The organism is Lentzea sp. NEAU-D7, from assembly GCF_026242055.1.
GTDB lineage: Bacteria > Actinomycetota > Actinomycetes > Mycobacteriales > Pseudonocardiaceae > Lentzea.
The window spans coordinates 136,371-145,281 of record NZ_JAPJDL010000016.1 but is presented as its reverse complement, the minus strand read 5'-3'; the positions used below and the strand labels follow the sequence as shown (position 1 = coordinate 145,281).

Genomic DNA, 8,911 nt, shown 5'->3' with positions numbered 1-8,911 from the left:
CCAGGGGCGCGGTCCCGCACGCGGGCGCCAGGGCCTTCTGCGCGGGGGCGCCGCCGCGGCCGGACCGCTGCGGCACACTCGTGTCAGCCTGCCAGCTTGGCCTTCACCGCGGCGGCCACCCGGCCACCCTCGGCGCGGCCGGCGACCTCGGCGTTGACGGCCTTCATGACCTGGCCCATCTGCTTCTGGCCCGGCGCCTCACCGAGCTGCGCGGCCACGGCGTCGTACGCCTTGTCCACAATGGACGCCAGCTCGGCGTCGTCGAGCTGCTTGGGGAGGTAGACCTCCAGCACGGCGAGCTCCTGGCGCTCCAGCTCGGCCTTCTCGGTCCGGCCGGCACCGTCGAAGGCCTCCGCGGCCTCCTTGCGCTTCTTCGCCTCGCGCGAGAGGACCTTCACGACCTCGTCGTCACTGAGCTCCCGGGCCTGCTTGCCCGAGACCTCCTCGTTCGTGACGGCCGTGAGCGCCATCCGCAGCGCACCGGCCGTGACCGTCTCCCTGGCCTTCATCGCCACGGTCAGGTCGTTCTGCAGTCGCGTCTTCAACTCCGCCATGACGCAGAACGGTACCGCCCGCCGGATGCCGCGCCGATCGAGTTACCGCCCTTCCGTACCCTTGACGCGTGAACAAGCTGGGCCGCGCCCTCCTCGCCACGACCGCTCTCGGCGCCGCGACCGTCGCGTACGCGGCGGGAATCGAGAGAAGGAACTGGACCCTGCGCACCGCCACGGTGCCCGTCCTGTCTCCCGGCGCCAAGCCGATCCGCGTGCTGCACATCTCAGACCTGCACATGACGCCGAACCAGGTGTCGAAGCAGCGCTGGGTCGCCGCCCTGGCCGACCTGAACCCGGACTTCGTCGTCAACACGGGCGACAACCTCGCGCACAAGGACGCCGTCCCCGGCACGCTGCGCGCGCTCGGCCCGTTGCTCGACAAGCCGGGCGTCTTCGTGTTCGGCAGCAACGACTACTACGCGCCCAAGCTCAAGAACCCGGTGCGCTACCTGCTGCCGTCCTCCAAGACCAAGCGCATCCACGGCGTGACGCTCCCGTGGCGCGACCTGCGCGCAGGCATGATCGAGCGGGGCTGGGAAGACCTCACGCACCTGCGCAAGACCATCATGGTGAACGGCCAGGCCATCTTCTGCGCGGGCCTCGACGACCCGCACCTGAAGCGCGACCGCTACGCCGACATCGCAGGCGCCCCGGATCCCAGTGCCGCCTTGAGGCTGGGTGTCACGCACTCCCCGGAACCGCGCGTGCTGGACCCGTTCGCGGCCGACGGCTACGACTTCGTGATGGCCGGCCACACCCACGGCGGCCAGCTGCGCATCCCGTTCTACGGCGCCGTGGTGACGAACTGCGAATTGGACCGCGGCCGAGCCCGCGGCGTTTCGCGCTGGGGTTCGCACATGTGGATGAACGTGTCCGCCGGCATGGGCACTTCGCCGTACGCGCCGGTGCGCTTCTGCTGCCCTCCGGAAGCTTCCCTGCTGACCCTCGTTCCGAGGCCCGTTACGCCTGGTCAGGGGCGAAATGAGGGGGTCCGATTCGGAGCTGGAGCGGACATGATGTAGAGTTCTACATGTTCCCAGCCGGGGTGTGGCGCAGCTTGGTAGCGCGCTTCGTTCGGGACGAAGAGGTCGCAGGTTCAAATCCTGTCACCCCGACTGAATAAACAAATCAGCTCCCGTGCGCATAAATGCGAACGGGAGCTGATTTGCATTTCGGGCCGTTCTGGCCAACAGCTCCAGCCGTCCGGTTCGGACACCGCGCAGCCGGCCGAAGGCGAGGGTCAGCCCGCGCCGGGCCGCCTCTGCCGCCGTCGGGATCCCGCCCTTCCCCACCGGGCCGGACTGATTCCATTCAGTTGCGAATTCGTCTCAACTGTTGTTTGTAGATCTTGCCCGGGAAGTCCCTCCACCACAGAGTCGAAGGTCCTTTCTGGTCACGGAAAAGGACATCAACGTTCCCGATAAGCCACCCGATCGTGTGACGTGGCTCGACACGGGCGGCCGCAGACGGGACCGTTCTCGCATGACACAGCGCTCACGTTCAGGTCCAAACCTTACGAAACGGCCGGGTCACGTTAACCCTTCCGAGTGAAGGTTGACGATTCAACTCACGTTGCGTAACGGCTGTCTTGATCCAAACGACGAAGGCAGTGGTTCAGCCAACGTTGAATATGTCGGGAGATGTTTGTGATGGACTCCGCCTCCGCCGCCAACCCGTCTCACAGGTCGTGGATCGTCATTGCGGCCAAGGCAATTGTGGTGCTGCAGTCCCTGGGGATCGTTTTCATGCTCACTTCAGCCTGGGTGACGGCCGTGGTGGCCGTCGGCTTCATCGTCGTCTTCGTCGCGATCAGGGCGCTGTCGCGCGCCTCGCGGAAGGTCGACCAGATCTTCGACGAGGAGCTCGGCCGCCACTAGGCTGGAGCCGTGCTGACGCGAGTCTCCGAGGCCCTGGTCAAGCCCGGCCGTGAACAGGAGTTCATCGCACGAGTGCGGGACCTCGTGAAGGGGTTTCCCGAGATCTACGAAGGGCTGTTGGGGCACGAGGTGCTCGTCGACCTCGACGACCCGCTGCGCGTGCGTTACGTGAGCCGGTGGCGGGACGAGCAGGCGCTGGAGAGCTACGCGGGGCCTGGGTGGCGCACCGATCCGGTGACGTTCCCGGACGAGAGCGACTACTTGCAGCAACCGTTGGCGCTGCGGCACTTCCGGCACGTGAGCTGACTCAGCTGATGAAGCCCCGCGCGGGCAGGCCTTCCGGGAACCGCTCGAGGGCGTCACCGGCAGCTCGGGCGAGGGACTCCAGCGTCTCGATCTCCGCGGGGGTCGCGGTGTGCGGGACGGCCCAATAGCAACCGATGGCGCCGATCGGTTCCGGGCGCAGAATCGGAGCCATCAGCAGGCTCCGCACAAAGGTCGGCCGATACGCTTCCTGAGGAATCCTCGAATCGAAGCGGATGTCCCTGATCACCACGGTTTGGCGATTCAACATCGCCCACCCGCTGATGCAGTTCACGGCGGGGAAGCGCTGGCCCTTCCACAGCGGACTCATGGAGTCCTCGTCGGCGTAGTAGCAGAGGTCGCCGTCGAGCAGCACCAACGTCGCACCGTGCGCCGCCAGGGAAGACCTGGCCGTGGTGCGGACGATCCGTTGCACTTCCTCCAACGTCACGGCTCCGGTGAGGCGCTCCATCGTGTCGGACATGCCACCACGTTAACTCCCACCGGGCCGCGCACCTAGATTTTCTGGCTCGATTCAACTAATCAGCGGCGGTTTCGCGGTATGTGACCTTGCGACAAAGAATGCTGGTGCTTTGCGACAATCCACCGCTTCACGGCCGGACGGGTCGCCAGCACGAGGCTCAGCACGCACAGCGCCAGCAGGACGGCCGACGCCGCCGATGGCACCAGTTCGGCGACACCGCGGCGCACCGAACGGAACAGCGCCACCAGCAGCACCAGTGCCGTGAACCCGCCGGCCATCTGTGAGGCGATGGTGTTCGGGAAGTGCGGGTGGTTGATCGACATGGCGCCCAGCGCGTTCAACAGGCCGAAGCCCGCGATCACGGCGGCGAGCAGGATGCCGATCAGCAGCGTGCCGCCGGACATCAGGAAGCTCATGATCACGAAGGCCGCGATCACGAGCATGCCGACGGCCAGGATCCAGTTCAGCACCGCGAGCAGGGTGAGCTGTGACGGCTTCGGCGGCAGCCAGCCGGCCTGGGACGGCGGGCCTTGCGGCGGCCAGTGCTGCGGCGGCGGGCCTGGCTGGAAGTGCGGGCCCTGCCGCGGTGGCGGGCCCTGCTGGGGCCAGTGCTGCTGTGGTGGCTGCTGGTACCCGTGACCAGGTGCCGGACGGTGTGGTGGCGCACCCCACTGTGGTGGTTGTGTCATCTGCGATCCCCCTAGAAGCAGGCTCTGACTCTAGTGTTGAACCGTGACCACGCACCCTTCTCCCGCCATTCCGGAACAGCTCTTCGAAGACCCCGCCGCCGAGACCCGGTGGCGTGAGCGGTTCACCGCGCCCCGGATGAGCCTGCCCGGCTGGGCCGACGACGCTCCGGACCGCACCCTGTACGTCTCCAACGCCAGTGGCGTGTGGGAGATCTACGCCTGGGACCGCGCGACGGACGAGCACCGCAAGGTCACCGACCGCCCGAACGGCACGTCGCACGCCACGCTGAACCCGGACGGCACCGAGATCTGGTGGTTCGACGACCACGACGGCGACGAGTTCGGCGTCTGGGTCCGCGAGCCGTTCAAGGCCGACGGCAGCAAGGCCGAGCCCGCGGTCGCGGACGTGACGGCCGGCTACCCGGCGGGCCTGGAGATCGGCCGCACCGTCACGGCCGTGGCCGCGTCGACGGACGACGGCACCACGGTCTGGCTGACGCGCGACGGCCGCAGCGAGGTGCTCTACCAGCACGTCAACGACGCCGGCGTCACCGCGCTGGCCAAGGACGAGTCGATCGTCGTGATCGCGCACTCCGAGCACGGCGACAACCGCCACATGGCGTTGCGCGCGCTCAACGCCGAGAACGGCGAGACGATCGCCGAGAAGTGGGACGGCAAGGGCAAGGGCCTCGACGCCATCTCGTTCAGCCCGGTGCGCGGCGACCAGCGACTGCTGGTGCTGCACGAGCGCCGCGGCCGCGAGGAGCTGCTGATCTGGGACGTCGCCGCCGACACCGAGCAGGAGATCGTCCTCGACCTGCCGGGCGAGGTCGCCGCCGACTGGTACCCGGACGCGTCCGCGCTGCTCGTCGTCCACACGCACCACGCCCGCAACACCGTGCACCGCTACGACCTCGCGACCGGCGAGCTGTCCACTCTGGACACCGCACCCGGCGTGATCGGCTCGGCGGGCGTGCGGCCGGACGGCACGATCGAGTACTCCTGGTCGTCCGCCGAGAGGTCCACGGTCATCCGCGCGCTGGCCACCGACGGCACCGAGCGGGTGCTCGTCGAGCCGCAGGGCGCCGTGCCCGCGACGTCGCACAAGCTGGAGGACGTGTTCGTCGGCGACGTGCACGCACTGGTCTCGAAGCCCGAGGGCGAGGGCCCGTTCCCGACCGTCTTCCTGATCCACGGCGGCCCGCACTCGTCCGACGAGGACCGCTTCTCCGCCTACCGCGCGGTCTGGCTCGACGCGGGCTTCGCCACCGTGCACGTGAACTACCGCGGCTCCAGCGGCTACGGCTCGAAGTGGCGCGACGCCATCGAGGGCAGGCCGGGCCTCACCGAACTCGAGGACATCGCCGCCGTGCACGACTGGGCGGTCGAGTCCGGACTCACCGACCCGGCGAAGTCGGTGCTCAACGGCGCCTCGTGGGGCGGCTACCTGACCCTGCTCGGCATCGGCACGCAGCCGGAACGCTGGGCCGTCGGCGTGGCGGGCGTCCCCGTCGCGGACTACTTCGCCGCGTACGAGGACGAGATGGAACCGCTGCGCGCGTTCGACCGCGCGTTGTTCGGCGGCTCCCCGGAGGAGCTGCCCGAGCTGTACAAGGAGTGCTCGCCGCTCACGTACGTCGACAAGGTCACCGCACCGGTGCTGATCCTCGCCGGCGAGAACGACCCGCGCTGCCCGATCAGGCAGATCGACAACTACCTCGACGCCCTCGCGGCTCGCGGCCACACCTACGAGATGTACCGCTACGACGCGGGCCACGGCTCGCTGGTCGTCGCCGAGACGATCCGGCAGACGGCGGCCGAGGTGGACTTCGCTCGTCGGCACCTGGCCGCTGAGTAGTTCTTGATCGCGAGTTGTCCACAGGCTGCCCTGGTGCTGACCTGCGGTTATCTGCGCTTGGGTAGCCTGTGGATAGAGCGGGAACCAAAATCGGGGATTGCGCGTTGCGTCATGAGGAATCGCGCGGGGGACGGGTGGGCGCGGCGCTTGGCCTCCTTGGCAGGTGGGGCAGTCACCTTGGTGTGGACCGGTCCCCCGGTACGTAGGAGCCGGTCGGCGAGGCAGGTAGGTCAGTGGTGACGGCCTGCTCGTGCGGTGAGGTGGCGGCGAGGCCGTGCCGGGAAGTGGCCAGGCTTCGCGTGGAGCGGTGAGGCTGTGCCGGCAGCGGCAGAGCGTGCCGCCTGAAGCGACGGGGCTGTGCCGGAAGTGAGGGCTTCGCCTGAAGCGGCAGGCTCCGCGCGAAGCGACCGAGCTGTGTCGGCGGCGACGAGGCTGTGTCGGGCGGCGAAGAGCCTTCGCCTGGACGGCAGGGTTCTGGCACCTTGCGACAGGGCTTCGCCCGAACCGGCTTGGTTCCGCTGGAAGCGGCGTGCTCCCGCGCGAAGCGGCCCAGCTGTGCTGGAAGCGACGAGGCTTGGCCCGAAGGGAAGGGCTCCGCCCGAGGCGTCGAGGCTCCGTCCGAACCGGCTCGGTTCCGCTGGAAGCGGCGAGGCTCCACATGAACCGGCTCGGTTCCGCTGGAAGCGGCGAGGCTCCACATGAACCGGCTCGGTTCCGCTGGAACGGCGAGACTCCGCGCGAAGCGGCCAGGCTGTGCGGAAACCGCAGCCCTCCGCCCGCAGCGGCTCGGTCCCGCCGGAAGCGGCGAGGCTCCGCCCCAAGCAGCGAGGCAAACCGCAGGCGAGGCGAACCGCAGGCGAGGCAAGCCGCAACCCGGACGCCGCTGTCCGCACACCGCTGCCCGCACGCCGCTGCCCGCACGCCGACGCGCAGTTGCACCCAGCACTCCAGCGGACAGTCGCACCCCGCATGCCAACGGACAGTCGCACCGCGATATCCGCCCGCCAGCGCCGTACGATGGGCGACGGCGCCGCCGAGCGCCTCACCTCCTGATCGGTCACCCGCGCTGGCCGGCGTCGCGGAGGCAAAGGGGACTCCTGTCCTCCCGGCGCCGGTCAGTCAGTCGTGTGCACTGCGAGCTGAGTCCGGACGAGCGGAGCCAGGCGTGGGGAACGGCTCGTGCGCGTCCGCGGAAGGCACGCCATGACCGAGCAGAAGTCGTTCAAGCGCCTGGTTCGCGCCCGGATGGAGCGCACCGGCGAGTCCTACACCACCGCGCGCAGGCACGTTCTCAAGGATGCGCGCCCCGCCGGGCAGATGCACGACTCCTGGCTGTTGCGGGAGGTGCTCGACGGCGAGTGGTCCGAGGCGATGCTGGCCGGGCTCGGTGGTGGGATCGGGTTCATGTACTTCGTGTTCGAGTACAAGGGTCACGCGCCGACGATGACGATCGTGGCGCGGCATCATCCTGCGCCGTTCATCCCTACCGCGCTTGCGCACGCCGGCATCTCGCACGAGGTCACCAGCACCACGTCGGCGCGTAAGGCCGAGCAGCAGTTGCGGGCGGCTGACGGGCCGGTGATCTGCCTGCTGGGCAAGGAGAAGCATCCTGTCGGGGTGCTCGGTGTGGACGGCGACGCCGTCACCGTGCACAACCGCGGGACGCACGTGCAGCCGTTGGCCGAGTTCATGTCGGGCTGGGGGCAGGGGAAGCACGAGATGATCAGCATCGGTGAGCGGCGGGGTGAGCCGGATGTCGCCGCGGCGGTGCGGATGACGTGTGAGCACCTGACCGGGCCGGTGCTGGGCAACAACTTCGACGTGAACTTCGGGTTTTCCGGTATGCGCAAGCTTGCGGAGCAGTTGCGCGACAAGGGGAAGAAGGGCTGGGCCCAGCGGTGGGCCGACGATCCCGGGTTCCCCGAGCAGCGGCTGCACGACTGCCTGGAGGTCGAGTACACGGCGCCGGGTGCCACGCGGCCGTTGTACGCGGAGTTCCTCAACGAGGCTGGACTGCCTGGCGCGCAGGAGTTCCGGGAGTCCGGCAGGCTGTGGTCGGAGATCGCCGGGGGTGGCGACTACGACGAGCTGGCCCGGAAAGTCGACGAGGCCCGTTCCATCGAGGAACGGGCCATCCGTCTGCTGATGTCGAGCTGACGGGCCAGGCCGTGTGGGCCTGCCGCGTCCTGGCGGGGCTAGGCCGCCTGGGCCTGCCACATCCAGTGCGCCTGCTCCAGCTCCTGCGTGATGCCGATCAGCAGGTCCTGGGTGACGAGGTCGGGCTTGTCGGTCTCGTCGATGCGGGAGCGCATGCGGGAGATCAGCGACGCCAGTGAAGACGTGATCGACGTGACGACCTGGTCCTCCTTCAGCCAGCCGGACTCGATCTCGGGCACGCCGGACGACGCGGCGATGGTCTTCGCCGTGCCGTTCGGCGTCACTCCGAGAGCGGCGGCCCGTTCGGCGACCTGGTCGGCGGCGTTGCGCGCGAGGACGACCAGTTCGTCGAGCTGGAGGTGGACGCTGCGGAAGTTCTTGCCGATGACGTTCCAGTGCGCCTGCTTCCCGATCAGGGAGAGGTCGACCAGGTCGACCAAGGTCGCCTGCAGAATGGCTCCGACGGCGTCGCGGTCGGCGTCAGCGAGCGGGCTGGTGATCGGGTTCTTGGCCATGGTGAAACGCGCCTCCTAGACGGTGACGGTGAGCGCCACCTCGATGTTGCCGCGCGTCGCGTTCGAGTACGGGCAGACCTGGTGGGCCTGCTCGACGAGCTTTTCCGCGACCGCCTGGTCGAGTCCGGGGATCTTCACCGCGAGCTCGACGGCCAGTTGGAAGCCGCCGGTGCCGTTGGAGCCGATCCCCACCTTGGCGGTTACCTCAGAAGAAGCGATCTGAATCTTCCCCCCGCGCGCGACTGCTGCGATAGCGGAGTTGAAGCACGCCGAGTAACCGGCTGCGAAGAGCTGCTCGGGGTTGGTCGCGTCTCCGCCGGGGCCGCCCATCTCCTTCGGGACCGACAGGACCTCGTCGATCACGCCGTCGGAGGAACGCACCTCGCCGTTGCGGCCTTCGCCGTAAGCAGTCGCCTCAGCCGTGTACAGCGCTTCCATTCCGCTCTCCCTTGAGTCAGTGGTCAAAGCCTTTCA

At 68.6% G+C, this 8,911-nt stretch carries 10 protein-coding genes and 1 tRNA gene; 6 read left to right on the top strand and 5 right to left on the bottom strand.

All coding sequences use genetic code 11. The annotated features are described in order from the left end of the window. Positions 1-83: 83 nt before the first annotated feature. A complete protein-coding gene (locus ORI60_RS29130; protein WP_266041195.1) occupies positions 84-554 on the bottom strand; it encodes a GatB/YqeY domain-containing protein in 471 nt (156 codons plus the stop codon). A gap of 68 nt (positions 555-622) precedes the next feature. On the opposite strand from ORI60_RS29130, the gene ORI60_RS29125 reads away from it, so the two are divergent. The 4 genes from ORI60_RS29125 to ORI60_RS29110 all read left to right on the top strand — a co-directional run bounded on the left by ORI60_RS29125 (position 623) and on the right by ORI60_RS29110 (position 2,737). Further along, complete coding sequence (locus tag ORI60_RS29125) at positions 623-1,576, top strand: metallophosphoesterase (protein ID WP_266041194.1); 954 nt, start codon at positions 623-625, stop codon at positions 1,574-1,576. A 19-nt stretch (positions 1,577-1,595) separates the two neighbouring features. Then, a tRNA-Pro gene (locus ORI60_RS29120) sits at positions 1,596-1,669 on the top strand. A 534-nt stretch (positions 1,670-2,203) separates the two neighbouring features. Further along, a complete protein-coding gene (locus tag ORI60_RS29115; protein WP_266041193.1) occupies positions 2,204-2,431 on the top strand; it encodes a hypothetical protein in 228 nt (75 codons plus the stop codon). Between the two features lie 9 nt (positions 2,432-2,440). Beyond that, positions 2,441-2,737, top strand: coding sequence for an antibiotic biosynthesis monooxygenase family protein (locus tag ORI60_RS29110; protein ID WP_266041192.1), 297 nt, complete (start codon positions 2,441-2,443; stop codon positions 2,735-2,737). 1 nt (position 2,738) lies between these two features. On the opposite strand, the gene ORI60_RS29105 is transcribed toward ORI60_RS29110, so the two are convergent. Together ORI60_RS29105 and ORI60_RS29100 are read right to left on the bottom strand one after the other, a co-directional pair. Beyond that, positions 2,739-3,218 carry a GAF domain-containing protein gene (locus ORI60_RS29105; protein ID WP_266041191.1) on the bottom strand — a complete coding sequence of 160 codons (480 nt, stop codon included), beginning with the start codon at positions 3,216-3,218 and terminating at the stop codon, positions 2,739-2,741. Positions 3,219-3,277: 59 nt separating this feature from the next. Then, positions 3,278-3,907, bottom strand: a complete 630-nt coding sequence (locus tag ORI60_RS29100; RefSeq protein WP_266041190.1) for a hypothetical protein — start codon at positions 3,905-3,907, stop codon at positions 3,278-3,280. A gap of 43 nt (positions 3,908-3,950) precedes the next feature. Here ORI60_RS29100 and ORI60_RS29095 point away from each other — a divergent pair, with 43 nt between their 5' ends. Together ORI60_RS29095 and ORI60_RS29090 are read left to right on the top strand one after the other, a co-directional pair. Next, positions 3,951-5,765: a prolyl oligopeptidase family serine peptidase gene (locus tag ORI60_RS29095; RefSeq protein ID WP_266041189.1), complete on the top strand. Its 1,815-nt coding sequence runs from the start codon at positions 3,951-3,953 to the stop codon at positions 5,763-5,765. A gap of 1,203 nt (positions 5,766-6,968) precedes the next feature. After that, entirely contained in the window at positions 6,969-7,922 is a 954-nt protein-coding gene (locus ORI60_RS29090) for a BtrH N-terminal domain-containing protein (RefSeq protein WP_266041188.1), read from the top strand. A gap of 38 nt (positions 7,923-7,960) precedes the next feature. On the opposite strand, the gene ORI60_RS29085 is transcribed toward ORI60_RS29090, so the two are convergent. Together ORI60_RS29085 and ORI60_RS29080 are read right to left on the bottom strand one after the other, a co-directional pair. Next, positions 7,961-8,437 (bottom strand): Dps family protein, encoded by a 477-nt coding sequence (locus tag ORI60_RS29085; RefSeq protein ID WP_266041187.1) that lies wholly within the window; start codon positions 8,435-8,437, stop codon positions 7,961-7,963. Between the two features lie 15 nt (positions 8,438-8,452). Further along, entirely contained in the window at positions 8,453-8,875 is a 423-nt protein-coding gene (locus tag ORI60_RS29080; protein WP_266041186.1) for an organic hydroperoxide resistance protein, read from the bottom strand. Between the last annotated feature and the right edge of the window lie 36 nt (positions 8,876-8,911).

Coding starts and splice junctions, on each gene's coding strand:
- ORI60_RS29130 (WP_266041195.1), bottom strand. CDS start 554: ATGGCGGAGTTGAAGACGCGACTGCAGAACGACCTGACCGTGGCGATG.
- ORI60_RS29115 (WP_266041193.1), top strand. CDS start 2,204: ATGGACTCCGCCTCCGCCGCCAACCCGTCTCACAGGTCGTGGATCGTC.
- ORI60_RS29105 (WP_266041191.1), bottom strand. CDS start 3,218: ATGTCCGACACGATGGAGCGCCTCACCGGAGCCGTGACGTTGGAGGAA.
- ORI60_RS29100 (WP_266041190.1), bottom strand. CDS start 3,907: ATGACACAACCACCACAGTGGGGTGCGCCACCACACCGTCCGGCACCT.
- ORI60_RS29090 (WP_266041188.1), top strand. CDS start 6,969: ATGACCGAGCAGAAGTCGTTCAAGCGCCTGGTTCGCGCCCGGATGGAG.
- ORI60_RS29085 (WP_266041187.1), bottom strand. CDS start 8,437: ATGGCCAAGAACCCGATCACCAGCCCGCTCGCTGACGCCGACCGCGAC.
- ORI60_RS29080 (WP_266041186.1), bottom strand. CDS start 8,875: ATGGAAGCGCTGTACACGGCTGAGGCGACTGCTTACGGCGAAGGCCGC.